Here is a 23680-nt window from a genome sequence, read left to right on the forward strand (position 1 = left end):
TAAACCGATGTCCCCTTTTCGGCCAAGCCATATAGGTCTGACGTGTTCCCTGATGTCTGCCAAACCTAGGCGCTTGGGTGACTGCGGTCATTCCGGCTGCCAGCTAGCGTGCCCCATGCAAGATTTGTTCACTGATACACCGTTGCGCCAGCGTCGATTTTGCGGCATTGTGGCGTTGGGGTTGGCGCGTTGGCTGGCCGTTTTGGCAATGCTGTGCATTCTGTGTGCTCAACAGGCGCAAAGCGCAGAGGCCGCCGATGCCCACATTCTTTTTATCAATTCTTACCATCCGGGCTATTCATGGAGCGATGGCATAGAAGAGGGCTTTAGAGAACGCTTGAACGTCTCTGGCAAAAAGATCGAGTTATCAATCGAATACCTCGACAGCCGCCGTTTTCCTTATGGTGCCCAAACTGAGCCGTTGGCACAGGCGATGGAGGCCAAATACACCAACTACCGCCCCAGCCTGATTGTCGTCTCAGACAATGCCGCCTTTGACTTTGTAATCCAGCACCGCACCCGGCTGTTTGCAGAATTGCCCATCGTATTTTGTGGCTACAACAATTTTCGGCCCGATGTGATCCAACACATCAGCGATATCACCGGCATCAACGAAGAAATTGCCATCGAAGATACAGTGGCAATGGCGCTCAAAGTCCATCCCCAAACCCGCACACTGGCTTTTATCGTCTCTACGGGCGAGGCCAGCAGCAAACGCATTGGCGAAGTGGCAGAAGAGTCGGTGTTTCCAAAATTGCGTGAACGCTTCGATGTGGTGGTGATGAAAGACGCCTCGGTGGCACAAATTCGCCAACGCTTGGCGGGGCTACCCAAAGAGACCGTGCTGTTTTTGAGTGGTCAAGCAACCGACCAAGGCGCTGGCCGGGCCTTGACGCCCGCAGAAAATGGCCGCCTGATCACAGCCATCAGTCCTTTTCCGGCCTACACCTTCTGGGATTTCCACCTGAAAGAGGGCGTGATTGGCGGCCACATCATCACCGGCCCAGAGCAGGGCCGAACCGCCGCCGACCTGGCATTGCGTGTGCTGGACGGCACATCGGTCAATGACATTCCAGTCATCATGACCACGCCCACCCGCGATATTTTTGATTACCGGGTCATGGAGCGATTTGGTGTACGCCCCGCAGATTTGCCCGCTGGGGCACACATCATTCACCAGCCCTTCTCGTTGTGGGACAGTTATCGCTGGCAGATCATTGGCATTGTGACCTTGCTCATCGCCGAGACCGTGTTGATCGGCTTGTTGCTACAGATTGCACGCGATCGGCGTCGGGCCTTGACGGCACTGGCCCAAGAACGCGCCCAACTGGAGCATCGCGTAGCAGAACGCACCAAAGAACTCCAACAGGCCAATACCAAAATGGCGCTGCTCAGCATCACTGACGGCCTGACGGGGCTGGCCAATCGGCGCCACTTTGATGAAGTGCTCGAGAGCGAGTATGCCCGTCTACGCTATTCTGGCCTGCCGTTATCGCTGATCATCTTGGATGTGGACTACTTCAAGTTGTTCAACGACACCTATGGACATGTCAGCGGTGATGATTGTCTGCGGCGAATTGCCGCTGTGCTCACCAGCCTTGTCCATTGCACCCCCAATCTGGCCGCTCGCTATGGCGGCGAAGAGCTCGCCATCATCTTGCCCGAAACAGAATTGCAGGCAGCCACCGTGCTGGCCGAGCGCATACGCTCTGGTATCGAACAACAAGCCATCCCCCACAAGGCCTCCTGTGTGTCCCACTATGTGACTGTTAGCCTTGGAGTAATCACCGTAGTGCCTACAGCCCTGTCAGTGGCCGCCGAGGCCGTCAAGCTGGCCGATGCGCAGCTCTATCAAGCCAAGGCGAATGGCCGCAATCGGGTGGTGGCATTGGATGCCCGGCCCCACCAAGGGGGTTGACGGGGTTGCTAAGATCAAAAATCTCTGGTTTCAGGCACCAAACCCGTGGGGGTATTGTCGTTCGTAGCCCTACTACGGCAGCCGCTCTGCACCCAAGCCGCCAAGCATTTGCCGGGCGGCTTTTTTGCTGGCTTAGCCATCTATTTTTGATATTGACAGGGGTGTTCTTATCCCTGCAAAGAAAGTGTTTCCGCTATGGTTTTGCTCACCATCATCATTGCCACTTTAGTCACAGGCATTGGCAGCGTCTGGATTGCAGCACTGTTATTGCGCACCCATTTTGGTGGCCGCAGCGATAGCCTAGGGCCGCAGTATCTGCTGAGTCTGGCCGCAGGGGCATTGTTGGCTACTTCGTTCATGCACCTGCTGCCAGAGGCCTTTGAGAGCCAAGCCGGTGCCCATGATCTGTTTACCGTCTTGCTGGTCGGGGTGGTGTTCTTCTTTTTGCTAGACAAGGCCGAACTGTGGCACCACGGCCACGAACACAACCACGAGGTGCCCGCCACACACGAGTCCGTGCATGCACACAGTGCCGCCCGACACGAACACGCCGCAGGCCCGCACGACCACCATCATCATCACCACCACGGCCACCACCATACCCACACAGGTGGGTTGCGCACGGGCGGCTGGACGCTGATCACGGGCGACAGCGTGCATTGCTTTGGCGATGGCGTTCTGATTGCTTCGGCCTTTATGGCCGATTTGCGCTTAGGGCTGATTGCCGCCGTATCGGTGCTGGCCCATGAGGTGCCACACCATATTGGCGATTTGGTGGTGTTGCGCCAAAGCAGTGCCAACCGCCGCATGGCACTGGTCAAGGTATCACTGGCCGGGGCCGTGACCGCCATTGGCGGGTTGGTAGGCTACTTTTTGGTGGCACAGTTGCAAGAATGGCTGCCCTATTTTCTGGCGTTGGCCTCCAGCAGTTTTATTTATGTGGCACTGGCCGACTTGATTCCACAGCTGCAAAAACGCCTGAGCGCCCGCGAGACCGCAGCGCAGATTGTGTGGCTGCTGCTGGGTATGGGCGTGGTAGTGTTGCTCAGCAGCATGGCCCACAGCCACTGAAGGCCAGATTGAGCGGCGTCAGCGCCCCAATGCAAACACCACTGGGGTGTGCTTGTCAGGAGGGTGGGGCTGTTGGCGCCATTGGCGCACCGCCATGCTTTGGATACGGGCTTGTGCCAAGGTCAGGCCACTGGCCAGTGCCAATCGGGTGTGCGGCTGCAAGGTTTGGAGCAGGGCTTGTAACAGCGCCGCATTGCGGTAGGGGGTTTCAATAAACAGTTGCGTCTGGCCACTTTGCAAGGCCAAAGACTCCAACGCCCGGATGCGCTGTGCGCGTTCGGCGGCCTCTTGCGGCAGGTAGCCCACAAAGGCAAAGTTCTGTCCATTCAAACCGCTGGCGGCCAGCGCCAGCAACAGCGATACTGGCCCCACCAGCGGCACCACATTCAGCCCCATATCGTGCGCAGCGCGCACCACCGAGCTGCCGGGGTCGGCCACGGCGGGCATACCGGCTTCACTCACCAACCCTATGTCGTGCCCGGCCAACGCCGGGGCCAGCAAGGGCCGGGCATCAAACACAGCCCCTCCCTTGCCACCATGATCGCCTTTTTTGTGCGCTTCGCGCGGTAGCTCAGTGATCTGTTGTGCTTGCAGCGGTTGGGCCAGCGGGTACAGCGCCTCCACACGCTTCAGGTAGGCACGGGTGCTCTTGGCGTTTTCACACACCCAGTGCGTCAATCGGGCAGCCACAGTCAGTGTGGCCGCAGGCAAGCTGTCTTGCAGTGGCGTTTGGCTGGCACAGCCAAAATCCAGCGGTGCAGGCACCAAATACAAAGTGCCGCGCCCGGTGGATGCGTCAGAAGGCACACTCATGGCAACACCAGCCCAGCAGCACGCAACAGGCGACAGGTGCGAATCAAGGGCAGGCCAATCAGGGCGGTGGGATCATCGCTCACAATGGCCTCTAGCAGGCTGATGCCCAAACCCTCGCTTTTGGCACTGCCAGCGCAATCGTAAGGCTGTTCAGCGCGCAAATAGCGTTCAATCTCGTCATCGGCCAAGGTACGAAAACGCACCTCCACCGGGGCCAGCTCCAACTGTTCAAAGCCTGTGGCATGGCAAACCACCGCCACGGCTGTCTGGAAAATCACGGTGTGGCCGCTCATCATGCCCAGTTGGGTGACGGCGCGTTCGTGGTTGCCCGGTTTGCCCAGCGCATGACCTGCCAAATCGGCCACTTGATCGGAGCCAATCACCACGGCTTCGGGGTATTGCGCGGCCACAGCATGGGCTTTGGCTAAAGCCAAGCGCAACGCCAGCGCCTGCGGGGCTTCGCCCGGTTGTGGGGTTTCGTCTACATCCGGTGCCGCCACCTCAAAGGGCAAACGCAAACGTTGCAACAGTTCGCGCCGATAACGCGAGGTGGAACCCAGCACCAGTGGGCGTTGTGGGGAAAAAGATGCTTGCATGGCGGCGATTCTCTTACACTGCGCTCCATGACCAAGACCTTCCACCCCGAGAAACTGGACATCAAGGCTTTTGCACAGGCAGGCGGGCACTTGGCCCAACACGAAGCCCTGCTCAAATACCCCCGCTTGGCTGAAGAAGCCCATGGGTTACTGCACCCCGACCTGCGTGTGGATTGGCAAGCCGATGCCGAAATGCGCTCCGACGGTGGTAACGGACACCAGCCTTGGCTGCATTTGCGCGTAGAAGCCACCTTTCCAATGCAATGCCAGCGGTGCTTAGGGCCAGTGGATATGCCACTGTGGGTGGAGCGATCCTTTCGCTTTGTGCCCGACGAAGCCACAGCCGAAGCACTGGACGAAGATTTTGAAGAAGACTTGTTGGCCCTCAGCCCCGACTTTGACCTGCATACCCTGATCGAAGATGAGTTGCTGATGGCCTTGCCTGTAGTGCCACGCCACGACGAATGCCCTGAATCGGTCACGCTGGCCTCCAGCAGCGAAGACTTTGAGGCCGCCAATGCAGAAAAGCCCAATCCCTTTGCCGCGCTGGCCAGCCTGCGGGTAGGAAAATCCAAAGATTGAGCGTTTGCTATAATCTCAGGCTTCGCGCGAATCCCACCTCGTGTCTTTTGAATGGGCTGATCGCGTTTTTACCAACCCCCTTTTTAAGACCAGGAGCCCATCATGGCTGTCCAACAGAACAAAAAATCCCCCTCCAAGCGCGGTATGCACCGTTCGCACAATGCCCTGAATGTGCCCGGCATTGCTGTCGAAACCACCACCGGCGAAATCCATCTGCGCCACCACATCAGCCCCAACGGTTTTTACCGTGGCCGCCAAGTGCTGAAGAACAAATCTGCTGCCTGATCGCATCCAGACGTTCGCACTTCCAAAGGCCCGTGGCTACTTTTTTTGTAGCACGGGCCTTTGCTTTTCCCGCTGCTTTCTCTCTTGAACCGGCTGCATATACAGCTGCACACTTGTTCCGATGATTACTCTGGCTGTCGATTGCATGGGGGGCGACCACGGCCCCCGCGTCACTTTGGCGGCGTGCCGCCGGTTTTTGGACGAGCACCCTGACGCCCGCCTGTTATTGGTAGGCTTGCCCGAAGCTTTGCAAAGCTTTACTCACGAGCGTGCCCAAGCCATCCATGTCAGTGAAGTGGTGACGATGGAAGACCCGGTAGAGATCGCGCTGCGGCGCAAAAAAGACTCCTCCATGCGCGTCGCCATTCAGCAGGTCAAAGAAGGTACAGCGGCTGCGGCAGTGTCGGCAGGCAATACCGGCGCACTGATGGCGATTGCCCGCTACATCCTCAAAACCCTCGATGGCATTGACCGCCCTGCCATTGCGGGCCAAATCCCCAATGCTTTGGGTGGCTCTACCACCGTGCTGGACTTGGGCGCGAATGTGGATTGCACCGAGTTGCACCTGCTGCAATTTGCCATCATGGGTTCGGCGCTCGACACGGTACTCAAAGGCCAAGAGCAACCCAGCGTTGGGCTGCTCAACATTGGTTCCGAGGCCATCAAAGGCAGCGAAGTGATTAAAAAAGCCGGTGAATTGCTGCGCCATGCCGGTGATGCAGGCAGCATCCATTTTGTGGGCAATGTCGAGGGCAATGACATTTTCAAAGGCACTACCGATATCGTGGTGTGCGATGGCTTTGTTGGTAATGTGGCCCTCAAAACGAGTGAAGGGCTGGCCAGTATGGTCAGTGGCTTTCTCAAGCAAGAATTCTCCCGCAACCCTTGGAACAAGTTGGCCGCTTTAATGGCTTACCCGGTGTTGTCGGCCTTCAAAAAGCGCCTAGACCACCGCCGCTACAACGGTGCAGCCCTGCTGGGCCTGCGCGGCTTGGTGTTCAAAAGCCACGGCTCGGCCGACGAGGTGGCCTTTGGGCAGGCCTTGAACCGGGCGTATGATGCGGCCCGCAACAACTTGCTGGATCGGGTGCGCCACCGTATTGCCAGCGCAGCGCCCTTTTTGCTGCCGGTAGCTCCTTCTGTCGAACGCACACCCACGCCAGCGTCTCAGCCATGAAACCCTACTCCCGCATTATCGGCACGGGCAGCTATCTGCCCCCGCGCCGCGTGACCAACGCCGACTTGGTGGCCGATTTGGCTGCCCGTGGCGTAGAGACCTCGGATGAATGGATTGTTGAGCGCACCGGCATTCGGGCGCGCCACTTTGCCGAGGCCGATGTCGTCAGCAGCGATCTGGGGCTCGAAGCGGCGCGCCAAGCCTTGCAGGCGGCCGGACTGCAAGCCCAAGACATCGACCTGATCATCGTGGCCACCTCCACGCCCGATATGGTGTTTCCGTCCACCGCCAGCATCCTGCAACACAAACTGGGCGCGCACGGCTGCCCTGCCTTTGATGTGCAGGCTGTGTGCAGCGGCTTTATTTATGCCCTGACGGTGGCCGATGCCATGATCCGTGCGGGCACCGCCACGCGGGCGCTGGTGGTCGGGTCTGAAATTTTCAGCCGCTTGCTCAACTTCCAAGACCGCACCACCTGCGTGCTGTTTGGCGATGGCGCCGGAGCAGTGGTGCTAGAAGCCTCCGATGAGCCGGGCATTTTGTCTACCGACATCCATGCCGATGGCAAGCATGTGGATATTTTGTGCGTGCCCGGCCATGTCTCTGGCGGCCAAGTCACCGGCCTGCCTCTGCTGACAATGGACGGCCAAGCAGTGTTCAAACTGGCGGTGGGTTTGCTCGAAGGTGCTGCCCGTGCCACCCTGAACAAAGCGGGCCTGACCGAAGCCGATATCGATTGGCTGATTCCACACCAAGCCAATATCCGCATCATGCAAAGCACAGCGCGCAAACTCAAGATGGGCATGGACAAGGTGGTGGTCACGGTGCAAGAGCACGGCAACACCTCAGCCGCCTCGATTCCGCTGGCGCTAGACCATGCCGTGCGCGCGGGTCAGGTACAAAAAGGCCAAACCCTGCTGCTCGAAGGCGTAGGCGGTGGCTTTACTTGGGGCGCAGTGCTGCTGAAATTCTGATTTTCTTGAGAAAAACAAAAAACCATGAAGTCTTTTGCATTTGTCTTTCCGGGGCAAGGCTCGCAATCTGTGGGCATGTTGGATGCGTGGAGCGATCACCCTGTGGTGGCCCAAACCCTGCAAGAAGCCTCCGATGCCTTGGGTGAAGATGTCGCCAAGCTGATCCACGAAGGCCCCAAAGAAGCCTTGGCCCTGACCACCAACACCCAGCCAGTGATGCTGGTGGCTGGTGTGGCAGCATGGCGCGTTTGGCAAGCCGAAGGTGGCGCTCTGCCTGCGGCTGTGGCAGGGCACTCTTTGGGCGAATACTCGGCCTTGGTGGCCTCGGGCGTGCTTACACTGGCGCAAGCGGCTCCCTTGGTGCGCTTGCGTGCTGCGGCCATGCAAGAGGCCGTGCCCGTAGGCACAGGCGCAATGGCGGCCATTTTGGGGCTGGAAGCCAGCAAGGTGATAGCCGGTTGTGCAGAGGCCACTGCTGCGCTGGGCAACAGCGCCGAAGTGGTCGAGGCCGTCAACTTTAACGACCCGGCACAAACCGTGATTGCCGGTAGCAAAGCCGCCGTAGAAAAAGCCTGCGAAGTGCTCAAAGCCGCCGGGGCCAAACGCGCCCTGCCGCTGCCGGTATCGGCCCCCTTCCACTCCAGCCTGATGAAGCCTGCGGCTGAAAAACTGCGCGTTGCCTTGGCAGAAACGGTGTTGGCCGCCCCGCAAATTCCCGTCCTCAACAACATTGACGTGGCGGTGCAACAAGACGCCGATGCCATCCGTGACGCTTTGTACCGCCAAGCCTTTGGCCCGGTGCGCTGGGTCGAATGCGTGCAAGCCCTGAAAGCGCGTGGCATCAGCCACATTGTTGAATGCGGCCCCGGCAAGGTGCTGGCCGGTTTGGTCAAGCGCATCGATGCCGAACTGGTCGGCGCAGCCCTCTACGACCCCACCACCCTCACCCAAACCAAGGAACTGCTGGCATGAGCGAATCCACCACAAAAGCCCCCGTTGCACTGGTCACTGGCGCTTCGCGCGGCATTGGTGCGGCTATCGCCCAAGAACTGGCCGCACGCGGCTACCAAGTCATTGGCACCGCCACCACGGCCGATGGTGCCGAGCGCATCGGCACTGCCTTAGCCGCCTACCCTGGCTGCCGAGGCGCTGCCTTGGATGTGAATGATGCCCCGGCGGTAGAAGCCCTGATCGATAGCATCGTCAAACAGCAAGGTGGTTTGCAAGTGCTGGTCAACAACGCCGGTATTACCCGCGACCAACTGGCCATGCGCATGAAAGACGACGACTGGGATGCCGTGCTCGACACCAATCTGAAAGCCGTGTTCCGCGTCAGCCGCGCTGCCATCAAACCCATGATGAAGCAGCGTTTTGGCCGCATCATCAGCATCACCAGCGTAGTGGGTGCTTCTGGTAACCCCGGCCAAGCCAACTACGCTGCCGCCAAAGCAGGCGTGGCGGGCATGACCCGTGCTCTGGCACGTGAACTGGGCAGCCGCAATATCACCGTCAACTGTGTGGCCCCCGGCTTTATCGACACCGATATGACGGCCAACCTGCCCGAAGCACAGCAAAAAGCCCTAACGGCGCAAATTCCATTGGGTTGTTTGGGCAAGCCATCTGACATCGCCCATGCCGTGGCTTACCTGGCTTCCAATGAGGCGGGCTACGTCACTGGGCAAGAATTGCATGTCAATGGCGGCATGTACATGTAATTGCCCGAAGATCACGCTAGTTGCATCATGGCAGTAGGCTGTTTTGGCTTACTTCCTGATACGGCTAGAATCGAGAATTCATTCACAACCTCCCCGAGGGAAACCATGAGCGATATTGAAGCACGCGTCAAAAAAATCATTGCCGAGCAACTGGGCGTTGAAGAGTCCCAAGTCACCAACGAAAAAGCCTTCGTGGCCGATCTGGGTGCCGACTCTCTGGACACCGTCGAGCTGGTAATGGCCCTCGAAGACGAATTCGGCATTGAGATTCCCGACGAAGACGCCGAGAAGATCACGACGGTGCAAAACGCCATCGACTACGCCACTGGCCACCAAAAGGCTTAATCGGCGCTTTGCGCCTTTCGATCAGCACAAGGTTTTAACGCATGAGCCGTCGTCGCGTTGTCGTGACCGGCCTGGGTTGCATCAGCCCCGTGGGTAACACGGTGCAGGATGCCTGGGCCAACATCCTCGCCGGAAAATCCGGCATTGATCTCATTACCAAGTTCGACACATCGAACTTCGCCTGCAAAATTGCCGGTGAGGTCAAGGGATTTGACCTGGAGTCCTATATCAGCGCCAAGGATGCGCGCGCTATGGACAGCTTCATCCACTTTGGCATTGCTGCCGCAGCCCAGGCGGTACAAGACGCCGGATTGCCCACGGGCGATGCGCTGGATGATGAGCTGGCCACGCGCATTGCTTGCGTGATTGGCTCGGGCATAGGCGGCCTGCCGCTGATCGAAAACACCCATGCCGAATTGGCCAGTCGTGGCCCCCGGCGCATCACCCCCTTCTTCGTTCCTGCCTCCATCATCAACATGGTGGCCGGACATGTGTCGATGCGGTTTGGTTTCAAAGGCCCCAATCTGGCCGTAGTCACCGCCTGCACCACGGGCCTGCACTGCATTGGCGAGGCTGGTCGCCTGATTGAGTATGGTGATGCCGACATCGTCGTGGCCGGCGGCACTGAAGCGACCATCTCGCCACTGGGTGTGGGTGGTTTTGCGGCCATGCGCGCCCTGTCTACGCGCAACGATGACCCGCAAAGCGCCTCGCGCCCCTGGGACAAAGACCGTGATGGTTTTGTGCTGGGTGAAGGTGCAGGCGTCATGGTGCTCGAAGAATACGAACACGCTAAAGCCCGTGGAGCCAAAATTTATGCCGAGCTGTCTGGTTTTGGCATGAGTGCCGATGCGGGCCACATGACGGCCCCCAGCATGGATGGCCCCCGCCGCGCTATGCTGGCAGCACTGCGCAATGCCGGTATCAATGCCGATCAGATTGACTATCTCAACGCGCATGGCACCTCCACCCCACTGGGTGACATCAACGAAACCAACGCCATCAAAGCGGCTTTTGGCGACCATGCCCACAAGATGGTGGTCAGCTCCACCAAGTCGATGACGGGGCACCTATTGGGTGGTGCTGGTGGCATTGAGAGCATCTTCACCGTGCTGGCTCTGCACGAACAAAAGATTCCGCCCACCATCAACCTCCACACCCCCGACCCAGAGTGTGATCTGGACTACTGTGCCAATACGGCGCGGGATGCCAAGCTCGACATTGCCGTGAAAAACAATTTCGGCTTTGGTGGCACCAACGGCTCGCTGGTGTTCCGGCGCGTCTGAGTTCTACCCTAGGGGCTGCTGCTGAATGGCTAGCCCTGCACTGTTGTCCACCACCAAGGCCTGAGGTTCAGCATGAGCCAATCGGCCCCCGCCGTTGCTTACCCCATCACCCGCAGCCTCCGGTTGGCTGGAGGCTTGCTACTGGTGAGCGTGCTGGAACTGGGCGTTTTACTGGCTTGGTGGCGTCTGGGTGCCCCTGCTCACAACACCGCCATCGCCATTATGGCTGCGGGCCTGTGGCTGTTGTCTGTCTTGTGGGTCGCCCGGTTTTGGTGGCAGTTGCCCCAAGGCCGTTTGGACTGGGACGGCCAACATTGGAGTTGGGCCTCTTGCACCCAACGCCACGGCCCTGGTAGCGCCTATGTCTGTCTAGATTGGCAACACAGCCTTGGGGTACGTTGGCAGGCCCAGACATCACACCAAGTCTGCTGGTTTTGGCTAGAGCAGCGCCACGCCCCTGCCCAATGGGCTGATCTGCGCCGCGCACTCCATGCCCCTCCAGCTCCACCCGCCCCTCTACACCCTACCTCCACACCATGACAGCCTCTTCTTCTGCCGATGTGCCTGCGGGCGACAGTGACTTGGCACTGGTACAGCGAACGGTGGCGGGCGACCAGCGTGCCTACGAATTACTGGTCATCAAATACCAACGCCGCATTGAGCGCCTGATCGGTCGCATGGTGCGTGATGCCGACCTGATCGAAGACATTGCCCAAGAAACCTTTATCCGGGCTTACCGTGCCTTGCCGCAGTTTCGTGGCGAGGCGCAGTTCTACACCTGGCTGTACCGCATTGCTGTCAATACGGCCAAAAAGACACTGATGGATCTCAAGCGAGATCCATTGATCTACGAAAGTGCCATGGCCGTTAACGATGAAAGTGATGAAACTTCACGGCCCGGACACGAACCAAGCAGTGAGGAAACCCCAGAAACCGTGCTGGCAGCCCAAGAGATCGCCTCTGCGGTCAATGCCGCAATGGAGGCTTTACCTGAGGATTTGCGCCAAGCCGTTACGTTGCGGGAAATTGAAGGATTGAGCTATGAAGAAATTGCCCTGGCCATGAATTGCCCCATCGGCACGGTGCGTTCACGCATTTTCCGGGCGCGCGAGGCCATCTCTTCGCGCGTGCGGCCCTTGCTGCAAAACCAGACCGGCAAACGTTGGTGAGTGGTTGCAGATTGCAATGCTAATGGTGGCCCACTTGGGGCCAAGACAGGTGAGAAAACCATGATGGAACAGCAAACTCAGCGAGAACAGCTCTCGGCACTGGCCGATGGTGAGCTGCCAGACGAAGAATGGGCGCAAGCTCTGGACTTTGCCGCCTCCGACGAAGGGCGTGAGACTTGGCAGTTGTACCAACTGGTGGGCGATGTGCTGCGCTCGCCCGAGCTGGCCCGCCAAACCCACGATGATGGTGGTGCCTTCATGGCCCGGTTGCGCCAAAATTTGGCACAAGAGCCAACACACAACGACCATCAGCCTCCCCCCCACAGCACCCCTGTCACGCCAGTTTTGGCGCACAACACGATCGCCCTGCCCACTGCTGTGGCACCCAAAGCCGCAGCCAACGACTCCGTGTTCCGTTGGAAGTTGGTAGCAGGCGTGGCCTCGCTAGCGACTGTGGCCAGTCTAGCTTGGAGCACTTGGGGCAGCAGCGGCAACCCCGGTGCAGCCACAGGGCAATGGGCAGCAGTGGGCACCGCACCTACCACCCAAGAGGTGGTGCAGGCCAAACCAGTGGCAACCCCAGTCACCACAGAAAACCCTGTGACCGTCGCCCAAACTGAGCGGCCCAACCAGCCATCGGCTGCGCCCGTCATGCTGCGAGACCCACGCTTGGATGAGTTGCTGGCAGCCCACCAACAGTTTCATGGTGCATCGGCCTTGCAACTGCCTGCGGGCTTTTTGCGCAACGCCAACTTTGAGTCGCCCAAGCGTTAAAGCTGCGGAACCAATCACCGCCAATGCCTTCTGAAGCATAGACAGCCCCGCCAGCGTGCCGGGCCCTTTCTGCTTCAACCGAAAGGCTCTTGTTGACATTCTCGCCGCCCTAAAGGACGGCGATTCCCTCTACAGGCGCTCGATGCCCCGAGCGGGCGCTTGATTTATTCAGGATATTTTTGGCGGTATTCACATCACGGTCATGCTCACCACCACAGTCCGAACAAACCCAGTGCCTTATTCCAAGGTCTGCGATACCTTTCGGCCTCGAATCGGGCAGTGCGCCGCAATGCGAACAGACTTGGGAAGAAAACGCTTCATTCACTTCTTCATACCACGTGCCATTCGCCACCGACTTGTACGCCAGCATCGTTTTGAAGGAATGCCAAGATGCGTCATACACGCTTTTGGCCATCTTGGTCTTGGCCAGTTTGCCGCTGCTGACGTTGCCCACAGCGATGTAATCAAAGCGGCACACGATATCCGTGCCGGCTTGGTGCAGAAAGTCCATGCGGCAATTGGCAATTTTGGCATGGATGTTGGTAACAAGCCGTTTTTTGTGCGCCCGCTGCGCTTAGGCCAGCTTGACTTCCCATTGGCGCAAGTAGCGCGGGTGCGCAATTTTCTCGCCCGTGGACAGGGTAGCCAAGTCTTTCAAGCCCAAGTCAATTCCGACACCGCGCACAGGCTGCCGGGTGGGTGCGTCTGGCAGTTCCACCACGATGTTGAGGAACCAGTGGCCGCGCCGGTCTTGAGCAAAGCAGGTGCCATCTCTTATCTTGCCTTCAGGCAATGGGCGCGAATCAAAGACGCGGAAGGTGTTACCAGCAAAGCGAAAAGCATTGCCCTCGCGCTTCAACTCCCGACCCTTGAGTGGTACCCAGCCCGGCGTACGTTTACCTCGGTAGCGCAGATAGGGGCGTTTGAACTGCTGGCGCGACTTGGCGTATTGCTCACACACCGCATTCACCGTCCCCGAGTGGATGCCCAGCTCTTTACTGCTGCCAGTAGTGAGCTTGTTCAAGTCAAAGCCAGTGGGCCAAGGCTTGCGCCACTTCAAGGCGTGCTTTTGCGTGTCGTTGCAAAAGTTCCAGACAAAGTTCACTGCCCGCGCCTGCTGGTTCAGCAAGCCGTTCGAAGACTTGATGCGGTAACGGTACACCTTGGTACTCATCGGAGCATGCTAGCCCCTTTCCATTTTTTCAACCCAGTGCAGCCTATCAGCTGCGCTCCTTTCGTCGTCGGCATGAATGCCGGAGTTTCTCGGAGCATTTGATGAAAAACACACACTGGACAGTTTCACACTCTGTGCTGGCCGCTTGCGTGATGGCAGCAGCCAGCATCACAGTCATGCCCAGCACGGCTATTGCCCAACCAGCCGCCGTGGCCCGTGGCTTGCCTGACTTTACCGATTTGGTCGATCAGGTAGGGCCAGCGGTTGTCAATATCCGCACTACCGAAAAATCAGCCTCGCGCACGCCCGTCAACGGCATGGATGAGGACATGCTGGAGTTTTTCAAACGCTTTGGCCTGCCCATGCCCCATGCCCCACGTCCACAACGGCCCCAGCGTCCGCAAGATGAAGATAGCCAATCCTCGCGGGGCGTGGGTTCGGGCTTCATTGTCAGCAATGATGGCTACGTCCTGACCAATGCCCATGTGGTCGAAGGGGCAGACCAAGTGCTGGTGACGTTGACCGACAAGCGCGAGTTCAAGGCCAGAATTATCGGCACCGACAAACGCACCGATGTCGCCGTGCTCAAAATTGAGGCCAGCGGCCTGCCCACCGTCAAAGTGGGCGACAGTGGCCGCCTCAAAGTGGGCGAATGGGTGATGGCGATTGGCTCGCCCTTTGGGCTGGAAAACTCCGTCACTGCGGGTATTGTCAGTGCCAAGCAACGCGACACCGGCGACTATTTGCCCTTTATCCAAACCGATGTGGCCATCAACCCCGGCAATTCTGGGGGCCCGCTCATCAACATGCGTGGTGAAGTGGTTGGCATCAACAGCCAAATCTATTCGCGCTCGGGCGGCTATATGGGCATTGCCTTTGCCATTCCGATTGACGAGGCCATACGGGTGAGCGAACAACTGCGCGCCACAGGCAAGGTCACACGCGGGCGCATTGGTGTCCAAATTGGGCCCGTTGCCAAAGACGTGGCAGAGTCTCTGGGGCTGGGCAAGCAGCCGGGAGCCTTGGTCACGGGGGTAGAGGCCAACTCGCCCGCCGAAAAAGCGGGGGTTGAGGCCGGAGACATCATCACCAAGTTCAATGGTAAGCCGATTGAGAAAGTCTCGGATCTACCCCGTTTGGTGGGCGGCACCAAACCAGGCAGCAAGAGCACCATTACCGTATTCCGCCGGGGTGGCAGCCGCGACCTGAGCATCACCATTGCCGAAGTAGAACCAGACAAAGTAGTGCGCAGCAAAGCCACCGACGCCGAGCCTGGACACAAAGCCCGGCTGGCCAGTGCGCAACAGCTGGGTTTGCATGTGTCTGACCTGAGCGAGGCGCAAAAACGTGACCTCAAACTCAAGGGTGGCGTTTTGGTCGATGCGGCCAGCGATGCCGCAGCACGGGCCGGCCTGCGCGAAGGCGATGTGATTTTGGCTATTGCCAACACTGAAGTCAGCAGCGCCAAAGAACTGGAAGCCGTACTGACCAAGGCGGACAAGAGCAAGCCCATTAACGTGCTGTTCCGCAGGGGCGAGTGGGCGCAATATGCCTTGATCCGACCCAGCCGCTGAACTGCAAAGAGCCGCAGGGCACAGCGCAGGGCAAGCCCCCCCGTTGGGTAGAATAGCCGCTTGTCCTGCATGCTGGCCTTGCCGCCAGGACTTGCGCTGTACTGCCCCCATGCAACACCCACCACCGCAGTGGTCAAGGAGGGTTGGTTCAGGGCGCGTCACCACCCGATGCGCCCTTTTTCTTGCGCGCGCCTTTTTCTCTCACCCTCTGACATGAACCACATCCGAAATTTTTCCATCATTGCCCACATCGATCACGGCAAATCCACACTGGCAGACCGGCTGATCCAGCGTTGCGGCGGGCTAGAGGAGCGGCAAATGGAGGCCCAGGTGCTTGACTCGATGGACATCGAGAAAGAGCGCGGCATCACCATCAAAGCGCAAACCGCCGCACTGCAATACAAGGCCAAAGATGGCAACACCTACAACCTGAACCTGATTGACACCCCCGGCCATGTCGACTTCTCCTACGAAGTCAGCCGCTCGTTGTCAGCGTGCGAAGGCGCCTTGTTGGTGGTGGATGCCAGCCAAGGCGTAGAGGCACAAACCGTGGCAAATTGCTACACCGCACTGGATTTGGGCGTCGAGGTGATGCCAGTGCTCAACAAGATGGACTTGCCCCAGTCAGACCCCGACAACGCCAAGGCCGAAATTGAGGACGTGATTGGCATTGATGCCACCGATGCCATTCCGTGCTCGGCCAAAACAGGCATGGGCATTGAAGAAATCCTCGAAGCCATCGTCGCCAAGGTGCCCGCCCCCAAAGGCAACCCCGATGCACCGCTGCGCGCCATGATCATCGACAGCTGGTTTGACCCTTATGTGGGCGTGGTGATGCTGGTGCGCGTGGTCGATGGCCGCCTGCTCAAGGGGGAACGCATCAAGATGATGGCTTCTGAGGCCGTCTATAACGCCGACAACCTGGGTGTGTTCACCCCAGCCAACGAACCGCGCAACGCCTTGCGTGCAGGCGAAGTGGGCTACATCATTGCAGGCATTAAAGAGTTGCAGGCTGCCAAGGTGGGCGACACCATCACGCTCGAAAAAAAGCTGCCCAACAACGCTGGCCCAGCCTCTGAGCCGCTGCCCGGATTTAAAGAGATCCAACCTCAGGTGTTTGCGGGCCTGTACCCCACCGAAGCCAGCGAGTACGACCAGTTGCGCGATGCGTTAGAAAAGCTCAAGCTCAACGATGCCTCGCTGCACTACGAGCCTGAAGTCAGTCAGGCATTGGGTTTTGGTTTCCGCTGCGGCTTCTTGGGGTTGCTGCACATGGAAATTGTGCAAGAGCGCCTAGAACGCGAATTTGACCAAGACCTCATCACCACAGCGCCCAGCGTGGTCTATCAGGTGGTGAAACCCGATGGCGAAGTCATCATGGTGGAAAACCCAGCCAAGATGCCCGACCAAGGCAAGCTGCAAGAAATTCGTGAGCCTATCGTTACTGTGCATTTGTACATGCCGCAAGACTACGTGGGCCCAGTGATGACGCTGGCCAACCAAAAACGCGGCGTGCAAATCAACATGGCCTACCACGGCCGCCAAGTGATGCTCACCTACGAAATGCCGCTGGGCGAGATCGTGCTCGACTTTTTTGACAAGCTCAAGTCGGTCTCGCGCGGTTATGCCTCGATGGACTATGAGTTCAAAGAGTACCGCGCCTCGGATGTGGTCAAGGTGGACATTTTGCTCAATGGCGAAAAGGTCGATGCCCTCTCCATCATCGTCCACCGCTCGCAAGCCCCATACCGAGGCCGTGCGGTGGTAGCCAAAATGCGCGAAATCATCAGCCGCCAGATGTTTGATGTGGCTATCCAGGCTGCTATTGGTGCCAACATCATTGCCCGCGAGACGATCAAAGCACTGCGCAAAAACGTGTTGGCCAAGTGCTACGGCGGCGACATCACCCGTAAACGCAAACTGCTGGAGAAGCAAAAAGCCGGTAAAAAGCGCATGAAGCAAATTGGCTCGGTCGAAGTGCCACAAGAAGCCTTCTTGGCTATTTTGCAGGTGGAAGACTGACATGCAGGCCGTGCAAATTTTCACCTCGCTGGTGCTGGCCGCCTTTATCGGCTACATCGGTGCGTGGTACACCGGGGCCATCGAAGGCAATTTCGCCCTGTTGCTGTTTCTGGCAACGGTGGTCACCGGGTGCTACTGGTTGGCCGAGCGTTTTTATTTTCTGCCACGACGCCAGCGAGTAGCCCAGGCCATTGTTGAGGCCGCAGCCCAGCGCCGCGCCGAACTCGATCGCATGGGCATTGCCAAAGTAGACTTGGATGTGAACGAGGCCCAACAGCAGGCGTTGGTTCAGCCCTGGTGGCTGGACTGGACTGCAGGGCTGTTTCCGGTGATTGCAGCCGTGTTTCTGCTGCGCTCATTTTTGTTCGAGCCGTTCAAAATTCCCTCTGGCTCCATGATCCCTACCCTTTTGGTAGGGGATCTGATTCTGGTCAACAAGTTTACCTACGGCATTCGCTTACCAGTCATCAACAAAAAAATCACTGCTGGCAATCCACCCCAGCGTGGCGATGTCATGGTGTTTCGTTACCCACCCCAACCCCACATGGATTACATCAAACGTGTGGTGGGTGTGCCGGGCGACGAGGTGGCCTATTTAAACAAGCGTCTGACCGTGAATGGTCAAGAAGTGCCCACCACCGCCGTGCCCGACTTTTTCGATGCAAGCGCCATGCGCTACTTCAAGCAATTTGAAGAGAAGCTGGGGGATCAGCCTCACCGGTTGCTGAACAACCCTGAAGCGCCTGCCTTTATCCAAGGTGCCAGCGATTTTGCCTACCGTGACCAATGCCGCTACAGCATTGAGGGCGTAGTCTGCAAAGTGCCAGAAGGGCACTACTTCATGATGGGCGACAACCGCGATAATTCGCTCGACTCGCGCTATTGGGGCTTTGTGCCTGACGCCAACATCGTAGGCCGGGCCTTTTTTGTCTGGATGAACTTTGGTGACCTCAAGCGCATTGGGTCGTTCCATTAACGCCTCTGCCATATGCACACACAAGGAGTGGAGCCATGAACCTTTATCGCAGTAGCAGCCGTTCGCGCCAACGGGGTCTGTCCTTTATCGGCGTCATTATTGTGGGCCTGCTGGCTGTAGCAGCCTTTGCCATTGGCGGTCAGTCAATTCCGATTTTTATCGAATCACAATCGATTCAAAAAGCCTTGGACAAGGCCAAGAGTGGCGGTAGCGTGCCTGAGGTGCGCACTATCTTTGACCGTGCAGCGCAGATTGACGACATCAGCTCTGTGCGAGGGTCAGACTTGGATGTGACCAAAAACGGCGACAAAGTAGTGGTACGGGTCAAATATGCCCGCGAAGTGGCTCTGGCCGGCCCAGCCTATTTGGTGTACCGATTTGACCTCCAAAGCAAGTAATAGCAGTGCAGCACAGGGGTTGCAGGCCTTGCAATCGCGGCTGCAACACCGGTTTGCAAATGCAGCTCTGCTGCAACAAGCTGTCACGCACCGCAGTTTTAGTGCCGATCACAACGAGCGCCTAGAATTTCTGGGCGATTCGGTGCTCAATCTGGCCGTCTCTAGTTTGCTCTACCAGCGCCTGCGTCACCAACCAGAAGGGGATTTGTCGCGGGTGCGGGCCAACTTGGTGCGCGAAGGCACTTTGCACCAGTTGGCACTGCAACTGCAACTGCCCAGCATACTGCGCTTGGGCGAAGGCGAGTCCCGCTCAGGTGGACACCAACGCCCTTCCATCTTGGCCGATGCCCTAGAGGCGCTGATTGGTGCTGTCTATCTGGATGCAGGTTATGCCGTGGCCGAAGCACTGGTACACCGCCTGTTTGCCAATGTAGAAATCAACCCACAGATGCAGGCTGCGGCCAAAGATGCCAAAACGGCGCTGCAAGAATGGCTGCAAGGGCGCAGAATGAAGCTGCCCCAATACACTGTGGTGGCTACGGCTGGAGCGGCCCACCGGCAGACCTTCGAGGTTGAATGCTGCGTTGCCGAACTCAAGCTCACCGAACGGGGCAGTGGTGCTTCACGCCGTGCCGCCGAACAGGCTGCTGCCGCTGCCATGCTGACCCTCTTGAAAACCCAGAAACAATGAACGCTGAACCTGCCCACGACTCCACCCCCACTGCTGCTGCACCAGCCCAACCCGATTTAGAGGCCATGCTGGCCGCAGCCCAAGCACCGGGCACAGCCCCTGCCATTGAGGGGAAACGCTGCGGCGTGATTGCCATTGTGGGCAAACCCAACGTCGGCAAATCCACTCTGCTCAATGCGCTGGTGGGGCAAAAAATCAGCATCACCTCGCGCAAGGCACAAACCACGCGCCACCGCATTACGGGCATCCGCACACAGGGGGCAACGCAGTTTATTTTTGTCGATACCCCCGGCTTCCAAACCCGCCACGCCACAGCCCTGAACAAATCACTAAACAAAACTGTGATGGGTGCGATTGGTGATGTAGATTTAATTTTGTTTGTGGTGGAAGCTGGCAGTTTTACTTTGGCCGATGCCAAGGTGCTGAGCTTGTTCAAACCGGGCATTCCCACACTGCTCATTGCCAACAAGCTAGACAACGTACACCGCCGGGCAGAGATTGCCCCGTGGCTGCGCGATATGCAAGAGCGCCACCCGTTTGCCGAGTTTGTGCCCATGTCGGCCAAGAACAAAGGCGACATTGAGCGCCTGTATGGCATCTGCGAAAAATACCTGCCCGAAGCCCCGTGGTGGTATGCCGCCGATGAGCTAACCGACCGCAGTGAAAAGTTTTTGGCCTCCGAAACCGTGCGCGAAAAGCTGTTTCGCTTCACTGGGGACGAGTTGCCCTATACCTCCACTGTGGTGATTGACAAGTTTGAGGAAGAAAAAAGCAAAGTCCACAAGCGCATGATTCGCATTGCAGCCACCATTGTGGTGGAGCGCGACAGCCACAAAGCGATGGTGATTGGCGACAAGGGCGAGCGCCTCAAACGCATTGGCACCGAAACACGCCAAGAGCTAGAAAAGCTCATGGATGCCAAGGTGTTTGTTGAGTTGTGGGTCAAGGTGCGCTCGGGCTGGGCCGACGATGAAGCCCGCGTGCGCTCGTTTGGCTACGAATAAGCCTGTTTTGCTGTGGCCGCTGCGCGCCGCTTGAGCCATGAACCAGCCTTTGTGCTGCACCGCTACGACTGGAGCGAGTCCAGCCTGATTCTGGAAGTGTTTACCCGCCACCACGGGCGTACCGCCTTGGTGGCCAGGGGCGCAAAAAAGCCCAGCTCCAACTTTCGCCCCGTGCTGCTGCCCTTGCAGCCCTTGAGCCTGCACTGGACGGAAAGTGCCAAACCCACCACCGATGGCAGTGGCATCCACCCGCTCAAGGGGGCAGAATGGGTAGGCGGGCACACCATGCCGATGGGCGATGCCTTGTTGGCGGGCACTTACCTCAATGAATTGCTGTTGCGCCTGCTGGCACGCCACGACCCGCACCCGGCCTTGTTTGATGCCTATGCAGCCGTGGTGCGTGTGCTGGCCAGCGAGCATGGCGATGCCTTAGAGCCGGTGCTGCGCGCCTTTGAATTGTTGCTACTGCGCGAATTGGGCCTGCTACCCGCCCTCAATGCCCACACCCCGACTTTAGCCCCCTTGCAAGCCCAAGCCCGCTATGCCCTGCTGCCAGACAGCGGCCTGTGCCCCGCCCCAGCCACAGAACGTGCCAGCCTGAGCGGCGCTCAATGGCTGCCACTGAACCAAGCATTAGAGGGAACCGGCGTGCGGCTGTCGGCCCTGCTGCAAGCCTGTGCCCCAGTGGCGGCAGAACTAAAACCGCAGTTGCGCATTTTGCTGCAACACCACTGCGGCCCCCCTGTGCTGCGCACACGCCAGCTAATGATGGAACTTCAAACTCTATGACTGCTTCTGCCTTTACCCACCGCACCGCCCTCTCGGTGAATGTGAACAAAGTTGCCTTGGTGCGTAATACACGCCATTTGGGCATTCCCAGCGTCACGCGCGCGGCACTGCTGTGCCTACAAGCTGGGGCACAGGGCATTACAGTACATCCACGCCCAGATGAGCGCCATATCCGCGCCCACGATGTGACCGAACTGGCCGCCTTGTTGCAAGATTGGCCCGAGCGCGAATACAACATCGAGGGCAACCCCTTTCACAACCTGATGGATTTTGTCCGCACGGTGCGCCCGCACCAAGCCACCTTCGTGCCCGACAGCGAGGGCCAGTTCACCAGCGACCACGGTTGGAACTTGGCGCAAGATGCCGAACGCCTGCGCCCTTTGATTGCCGAATGCCATGCGTTGGGCGTGCGCGTGAGTTTGTTTATGGATGCTGTACCAGCACAAATGGCAGCCGCCAAAGCGGTGGGGGCCGACCGGGTAGAGTTGTACACTGAACCCTATGCCGCAGCCTGGGGCACAGCCCAGCAAGCTCAGCAGTTGGAGTGCTACCGTGCTGCAGCACAAGCCGCATTGGATGTGGGCTTGGGTATCAATGCAGGCCATGATCTGAACCGAGACAACCTTGCCGCCTTTGTCCACACGGTGCCCGGCCTGTTAGAAGTATCGATTGGTCACGCCCTGATTGCGGATGCATTGGAGTTGGGCTATGCCACCACGGTGCAGGCTTATTTAGACTGCATTCAGGCCGGGGCCACCGCCACCCCCACCACATGATTTACGGCATCGGCACCGATATTTGCGACATTCGCCGCATTCAGGCCAGCTTGGCGCAGCATGGGGCTCGCTTTGCTGCCAAAGTTCTGACCCCTACAGAATGCGCTCTATGGCAAGAGCGCCACAGCCGCTGGCCTGAGCGCGGTGTGCGCTTTGTGGCCAGTCGCTTTTGTGCCAAAGAAGCCTTCAGCAAGGCTATCGGGCTGGGCATGGTGCTACCCATGTCGTGGCAGGCGTGCGAAATCACTACGCTAGAGAGCGGCCAACCCGCCATCTTGGCCCACGGTGCCTTACACACTTGGCTGCAACAGCGCCAGCTTAGTATCCACCTGAGCATCAGCGACGAGCAAGACTATGCCGTGGGCTTTTGCGTGGCAGAAAAAGTTCTCTCCCCTCCCTCTTCATCCCCATTTCCCCCATGACCAACACCCATTCCCCCCTGATTTTGGATGTGGCTGGCACTGCACTGACCGACACCGATCGCCGCCGTTTGGCACATCCACTCACTGGTGGTGTCATTTTGTTTGCCCGCAACTGGTACGACCGCCAACAACTGCTGGAACTGACCGCTTCTATCAAAGCGGTGCGTGGTGATCTGCTCATCTGTGTAGACCACGAAGGTGGCCGCGTGCAGCGTTTTCGCAGCGATGGGTTCACCCATCTGCCTCCTATGCAGGCACTGGGCACGTTATGGCAACGTGACAGTGCCAAAAGCAAAGGCAAAAAAGGACGCAAGGCCAGCAAGAAAAACAAGAAGCGCAGTGGCTTTTTAACAGGCAGTGCCTTGCAAGCCACCAACGCCGCCACCGCAGCAGGCTATGTGCTAGCCAGCGAACTGCGCGCCTGTGGCGTGGATTTCAGCTTTACGCCCGTGCTGGATTTGGACTGGGGCAGCAGCGGCGTGATTGGCGACCGCGCCTTTGGCCGCGACCCACGCACCGTCACCCTGTTGGCCAAAAGCCTGATGCACGGCCTATTGCAGGGCGGCATGGCCAACTGTGGCAAGCATTTTCCGGGGCATGGTTATGTGAAGGCCGACTCGCATACCGAAGTGCCAGTGGATAAACGCAGCCTGAAGAAAATTTTGGCCGATGATGCGGCCCCCTACCCTTGGTTGCGCAGCAGCTTGACCAGCCTCATGCCCGCCCATGTGATCTACCCCAAGGTGGACAGCCGCCCCGCTGGGTTTTCTAGCCGCTGGCTGCAAGATATTCTGCGCCAGCAAATGGGCTTTGATGGCGCCATTTTTAGCGACGACTTGAGCATGGAAGGCGCTCGCCACCTAGACGGCCAAACCGTCAGCTACACCGATGCCGCCGTAGCCGCCTTGCAAGCCGGTTGTGACTTGGTATTGCTGTGCAACCAAAGTTTGGGCGATGGCGCCGCCATTGATGAATTGCTTGAGGGCTTGAGTGCAGCGCAAACCCAAGGCCATTGGCAACCCAGCGCCGAGAGCGAAGCGCGCCGCATGGCCCTGCTGCCCCTGACGCCACCGCTGCCGTGGGATGAACTGATGTTCCAGCCAGCCTACCAACAGGCGCTGGAGCTGTTGCCATCCAACTGAACTGCCA

25 protein-coding genes and 1 pseudogene are annotated in these 23680 nt (G+C 58.5%); 23 read left to right on the top strand and 3 right to left on the bottom strand.

Features of this window, described 5'->3' with window-relative positions:
• Positions 1-115 precede the first annotated feature (115 nt).
• On the top strand, positions 116-1918 hold the full coding sequence (locus ACYVB2_RS00715) for a diguanylate cyclase (RefSeq protein WP_382431509.1): 1803 nt from the start codon (positions 116-118) through the stop codon (positions 1916-1918).
• Between the two features lie 195 nt (positions 1919-2113).
• Complete coding sequence (locus ACYVB2_RS00720; RefSeq protein WP_382431507.1) at positions 2114-2989, top strand: ZIP family metal transporter; 876 nt, start codon at positions 2114-2116, stop codon at positions 2987-2989.
• 18 nt (positions 2990-3007) lie between these two features.
• On the opposite strand, the gene ACYVB2_RS00725 is transcribed toward ACYVB2_RS00720, so the two are convergent.
• Positions 3008-3802 carry an SAM-dependent methyltransferase gene (locus ACYVB2_RS00725; protein WP_382431505.1) on the bottom strand — a complete coding sequence of 265 codons (795 nt, stop codon included), beginning with the start codon at positions 3800-3802 and terminating at the stop codon, positions 3008-3010.
• Positions 3799-4398 carry a Maf family nucleotide pyrophosphatase gene (locus ACYVB2_RS00730; protein WP_382431503.1) on the bottom strand — a complete coding sequence of 200 codons (600 nt, stop codon included), beginning with the start codon at positions 4396-4398 and terminating at the stop codon, positions 3799-3801. Before ACYVB2_RS00730 ends, ACYVB2_RS00725 begins: the two co-directional genes overlap by 4 nt.
• Positions 4399-4425: 27 nt before the next feature.
• Here ACYVB2_RS00730 and ACYVB2_RS00735 point away from each other — a divergent pair, with 27 nt between their 5' ends.
• The 11 genes from ACYVB2_RS00735 (at position 4426) to ACYVB2_RS00785 (ending at position 12705) form a co-directional block, all read left to right on the top strand.
• On the top strand, positions 4426-4980 hold the full coding sequence (locus ACYVB2_RS00735; RefSeq protein ID WP_382431501.1) for a YceD family protein: 555 nt from the start codon (positions 4426-4428) through the stop codon (positions 4978-4980).
• A 102-nt stretch (positions 4981-5082) separates the two neighbouring features.
• Positions 5083-5265, top strand: a complete 183-nt coding sequence (rpmF, locus tag ACYVB2_RS00740; protein ID WP_382431499.1) for a 50S ribosomal protein L32 — start codon at positions 5083-5085, stop codon at positions 5263-5265.
• A gap of 121 nt (positions 5266-5386) precedes the next feature.
• On the top strand, positions 5387-6442 hold the full coding sequence (gene plsX, locus ACYVB2_RS00745; protein WP_382431497.1) for a phosphate acyltransferase PlsX: 1056 nt from the start codon (positions 5387-5389) through the stop codon (positions 6440-6442).
• Positions 6439-7416, top strand: coding sequence for a beta-ketoacyl-ACP synthase III (locus ACYVB2_RS00750; protein ID WP_382431495.1), 978 nt, complete (start codon positions 6439-6441; stop codon positions 7414-7416). Before plsX ends, ACYVB2_RS00750 begins: the two co-directional genes overlap by 4 nt.
• Positions 7417-7440: 24 nt before the next feature.
• Complete coding sequence (fabD, locus tag ACYVB2_RS00755) at positions 7441-8388, top strand: ACP S-malonyltransferase (protein WP_382431493.1); 948 nt, start codon at positions 7441-7443, stop codon at positions 8386-8388.
• Positions 8385-9131, top strand: a complete 747-nt coding sequence (fabG, locus tag ACYVB2_RS00760) for a 3-oxoacyl-ACP reductase FabG (protein ID WP_382431491.1) — start codon at positions 8385-8387, stop codon at positions 9129-9131. Before fabD ends, fabG begins: the two co-directional genes overlap by 4 nt.
• Positions 9132-9236: 105 nt before the next feature.
• Complete coding sequence (gene acpP, locus ACYVB2_RS00765) at positions 9237-9476, top strand: acyl carrier protein (RefSeq protein WP_300075708.1); 240 nt, start codon at positions 9237-9239, stop codon at positions 9474-9476.
• Positions 9477-9517: 41 nt separating this feature from the next.
• Positions 9518-10762, top strand: coding sequence for a beta-ketoacyl-ACP synthase II (fabF, locus tag ACYVB2_RS00770; RefSeq protein WP_382431488.1), 1245 nt, complete (start codon positions 9518-9520; stop codon positions 10760-10762).
• A 72-nt stretch (positions 10763-10834) separates the two neighbouring features.
• The gene (locus ACYVB2_RS00775; protein WP_382431486.1) at positions 10835-11302 is read left to right on the top strand and encodes a hypothetical protein; all 468 of its coding nucleotides are present in this window, start codon (positions 10835-10837) and stop codon (positions 11300-11302) included.
• On the top strand, positions 11299-11931 hold the full coding sequence (rpoE, locus tag ACYVB2_RS00780) for an RNA polymerase sigma factor RpoE (RefSeq protein WP_382431484.1): 633 nt from the start codon (positions 11299-11301) through the stop codon (positions 11929-11931). The genes ACYVB2_RS00775 and rpoE overlap by 4 nt, the downstream gene beginning before the upstream one ends.
• Before the next feature lie 60 nt (positions 11932-11991).
• Positions 11992-12705 carry a sigma-E factor negative regulatory protein gene (locus ACYVB2_RS00785; protein WP_382431482.1) on the top strand — a complete coding sequence of 238 codons (714 nt, stop codon included), beginning with the start codon at positions 11992-11994 and terminating at the stop codon, positions 12703-12705.
• Positions 12706-12814: 109 nt separating this feature from the next.
• Here ACYVB2_RS00785 and ACYVB2_RS00790 read toward each other — a convergent pair.
• A pseudogene (locus ACYVB2_RS00790) lies at positions 12815-13879 on the bottom strand (RNA-guided endonuclease InsQ/TnpB family protein).
• Positions 13880-14055: 176 nt separating this feature from the next.
• Between ACYVB2_RS00790 and ACYVB2_RS00795 the strand changes: the two are divergent.
• The 10 genes from ACYVB2_RS00795 (at position 14056) to nagZ (ending at position 23673) form a co-directional block, all read left to right on the top strand.
• Positions 14056-15453 (top strand): DegQ family serine endoprotease, encoded by a 1398-nt coding sequence (locus ACYVB2_RS00795; protein WP_382431777.1) that lies wholly within the window; start codon positions 14056-14058, stop codon positions 15451-15453.
• Between the two features lie 213 nt (positions 15454-15666).
• The gene (gene lepA / locus ACYVB2_RS00800; RefSeq protein ID WP_382431480.1) at positions 15667-17475 is read left to right on the top strand and encodes a translation elongation factor 4; all 1809 of its coding nucleotides are present in this window, start codon (positions 15667-15669) and stop codon (positions 17473-17475) included.
• A 1-nt stretch (position 17476) separates the two neighbouring features.
• Entirely contained in the window at positions 17477-18451 is a 975-nt protein-coding gene (gene lepB / locus ACYVB2_RS00805; RefSeq protein ID WP_382431478.1) for a signal peptidase I, read from the top strand.
• 35 nt (positions 18452-18486) lie between these two features.
• Positions 18487-18849 (top strand): DUF4845 domain-containing protein, encoded by a 363-nt coding sequence (locus ACYVB2_RS00810; protein ID WP_382431476.1) that lies wholly within the window; start codon positions 18487-18489, stop codon positions 18847-18849.
• 19 nt (positions 18850-18868) lie between these two features.
• Positions 18869-19540 carry a ribonuclease III gene (rnc, locus tag ACYVB2_RS00815; protein ID WP_382431775.1) on the top strand — a complete coding sequence of 224 codons (672 nt, stop codon included), beginning with the start codon at positions 18869-18871 and terminating at the stop codon, positions 19538-19540.
• Entirely contained in the window at positions 19537-20544 is a 1008-nt protein-coding gene (gene era, locus ACYVB2_RS00820; RefSeq protein ID WP_382431474.1) for a GTPase Era, read from the top strand. The genes rnc and era overlap by 4 nt, the downstream gene beginning before the upstream one ends.
• Positions 20545-20556: 12 nt before the next feature.
• Positions 20557-21333, top strand: coding sequence for a DNA repair protein RecO (gene recO, locus ACYVB2_RS00825; protein ID WP_382431472.1), 777 nt, complete (start codon positions 20557-20559; stop codon positions 21331-21333).
• Positions 21330-22109 (top strand): pyridoxine 5'-phosphate synthase, encoded by a 780-nt coding sequence (locus tag ACYVB2_RS00830; protein WP_382431470.1) that lies wholly within the window; start codon positions 21330-21332, stop codon positions 22107-22109. The genes recO and ACYVB2_RS00830 overlap by 4 nt, the downstream gene beginning before the upstream one ends.
• Complete coding sequence (gene acpS / locus ACYVB2_RS00835; protein ID WP_382431468.1) at positions 22106-22531, top strand: holo-ACP synthase; 426 nt, start codon at positions 22106-22108, stop codon at positions 22529-22531. Before ACYVB2_RS00830 ends, acpS begins: the two co-directional genes overlap by 4 nt.
• A complete protein-coding gene (nagZ, locus tag ACYVB2_RS00840) occupies positions 22528-23673 on the top strand; it encodes a beta-N-acetylhexosaminidase (protein WP_382431466.1) in 1146 nt (381 codons plus the stop codon). Before acpS ends, nagZ begins: the two co-directional genes overlap by 4 nt.
• Positions 23674-23680 lie beyond the last annotated feature (7 nt).

The sequence above is a fragment of the Giesbergeria giesbergeri genome (genome assembly GCF_054779375.1).

Coding starts and splice junctions, on each gene's coding strand:
- rpmF (WP_382431499.1), top strand. CDS start 5,083: ATGGCTGTCCAACAGAACAAAAAATCCCCCTCCAAGCGCGGTATGCAC.
- ACYVB2_RS00725 (WP_382431505.1), bottom strand. CDS start 3,802: ATGAGTGTGCCTTCTGACGCATCCACCGGGCGCGGCACTTTGTATTTG.
- ACYVB2_RS00810 (WP_382431476.1), top strand. CDS start 18,487: ATGAACCTTTATCGCAGTAGCAGCCGTTCGCGCCAACGGGGTCTGTCC.
- ACYVB2_RS00735 (WP_382431501.1), top strand. CDS start 4,426: ATGACCAAGACCTTCCACCCCGAGAAACTGGACATCAAGGCTTTTGCA.
- ACYVB2_RS00775 (WP_382431486.1), top strand. CDS start 10,835: ATGAGCCAATCGGCCCCCGCCGTTGCTTACCCCATCACCCGCAGCCTC.
- ACYVB2_RS00730 (WP_382431503.1), bottom strand. CDS start 4,398: ATGCAAGCATCTTTTTCCCCACAACGCCCACTGGTGCTGGGTTCCACC.
- ACYVB2_RS00720 (WP_382431507.1), top strand. CDS start 2,114: ATGGTTTTGCTCACCATCATCATTGCCACTTTAGTCACAGGCATTGGC.
- ACYVB2_RS00750 (WP_382431495.1), top strand. CDS start 6,439: ATGAAACCCTACTCCCGCATTATCGGCACGGGCAGCTATCTGCCCCCG.
- rpoE (WP_382431484.1), top strand. CDS start 11,299: ATGACAGCCTCTTCTTCTGCCGATGTGCCTGCGGGCGACAGTGACTTG.
- ACYVB2_RS00795 (WP_382431777.1), top strand. CDS start 14,056: ATGCCCAGCACGGCTATTGCCCAACCAGCCGCCGTGGCCCGTGGCTTG.
- fabF (WP_382431488.1), top strand. CDS start 9,518: ATGAGCCGTCGTCGCGTTGTCGTGACCGGCCTGGGTTGCATCAGCCCC.
- lepB (WP_382431478.1), top strand. CDS start 17,477: ATGCAGGCCGTGCAAATTTTCACCTCGCTGGTGCTGGCCGCCTTTATC.
- ACYVB2_RS00785 (WP_382431482.1), top strand. CDS start 11,992: ATGATGGAACAGCAAACTCAGCGAGAACAGCTCTCGGCACTGGCCGAT.
- acpP (WP_300075708.1), top strand. CDS start 9,237: ATGAGCGATATTGAAGCACGCGTCAAAAAAATCATTGCCGAGCAACTG.
- nagZ (WP_382431466.1), top strand. CDS start 22,528: ATGACCAACACCCATTCCCCCCTGATTTTGGATGTGGCTGGCACTGCA.
- fabG (WP_382431491.1), top strand. CDS start 8,385: ATGAGCGAATCCACCACAAAAGCCCCCGTTGCACTGGTCACTGGCGCT.
- lepA (WP_382431480.1), top strand. CDS start 15,667: ATGAACCACATCCGAAATTTTTCCATCATTGCCCACATCGATCACGGC.
- era (WP_382431474.1), top strand. CDS start 19,537: ATGAACGCTGAACCTGCCCACGACTCCACCCCCACTGCTGCTGCACCA.
- fabD (WP_382431493.1), top strand. CDS start 7,441: ATGAAGTCTTTTGCATTTGTCTTTCCGGGGCAAGGCTCGCAATCTGTG.
- ACYVB2_RS00715 (WP_382431509.1), top strand. CDS start 116: ATGCAAGATTTGTTCACTGATACACCGTTGCGCCAGCGTCGATTTTGC.
- ACYVB2_RS00830 (WP_382431470.1), top strand. CDS start 21,330: ATGACTGCTTCTGCCTTTACCCACCGCACCGCCCTCTCGGTGAATGTG.
- plsX (WP_382431497.1), top strand. CDS start 5,387: ATGATTACTCTGGCTGTCGATTGCATGGGGGGCGACCACGGCCCCCGC.
- acpS (WP_382431468.1), top strand. CDS start 22,106: ATGATTTACGGCATCGGCACCGATATTTGCGACATTCGCCGCATTCAG.